General features: G+C 61.1%; 1 protein-coding gene. It reads right to left on the bottom strand.

The features are described from left to right. Positions 1-64: 64 nt before the first annotated feature. Positions 65-547, bottom strand: coding sequence for a glycine zipper domain-containing protein (locus ACTJLA_RS26790; RefSeq protein WP_034125502.1), 483 nt, complete (start codon positions 545-547; stop codon positions 65-67). Positions 548-789 lie beyond the last annotated feature (242 nt).

Here is a 789-nt window from a genome sequence, read left to right as displayed (position 1 = left end):
TTTCACTGCTATCGCGGGCAAGCCCGGCTCCCACATCGGATGTGTTCGTCAGAGCGCGGGTTTATCAGTCGCGATAACGATGCTTGTTCTTGCGATGCCCATAGGCATGGCCGCGACCTGGGTGGCCATCGCGGTAATAGCGACGATCGTCACGGTCGCGATCGCGGTAATGGCGGCTGTCGCGATCACTTTCGTTACCCATGTAGTTGCCTAGCGCGCCGCCCGCACCACCGCCGGCTGCGGAGCCGATCAGTGCACCGGTGCTGCCGCCAACGCTGCGCCCTACGACGTTACCGCCGGCTGCGCCCAGTGCGCCACCAATGGCGGCTTCGCCACGGCTACGTTTGTCGGCGCCGACTGCACTACCGCCTGCGCCGCCGAGGGCCGCGCCGATGGTCGAACCGGTGTTGCCGCCCAGCTGCTGGCCGACAACGGAACCTAGAACCCCACCCAATGCGCCGCCTACACCGGCTTCGGTGGTGCCGCCTGCCATGGCTGCGCCACTGACCAGGCCAAGGGACAACAAGAGAATCGAGGAGAACTTCATTCAGGGAAACCTCAAGGGATGACGGCGCGATCCTGAGGTTGTATCGAGGCGCTGACAATCGAAATCCGACCGGCGGCAGAGGTTGTATACAATTTGCTAAGTTACTGTTTTGTATGGGGAACTTAAGTCGTTTTTACGGGTCTTTAGCTACTTCGGAACGGCCGCTTTTATGCAAAAGCGGCCTTTTTTGTGCCTGTCGAATGTGTGGTGCTTGTGCTGGCCTCTTCGCGGGCAAGCCCGCT

Source organism: Pseudomonas sp. 22072, assembly GCF_052046095.1.
Classification (GTDB): Bacteria; Pseudomonadota; Gammaproteobacteria; order Pseudomonadales; family Pseudomonadaceae; genus Aquipseudomonas; species Aquipseudomonas paracarnis.
This window is presented reverse-complemented; position numbering and strand designations above follow the sequence as displayed.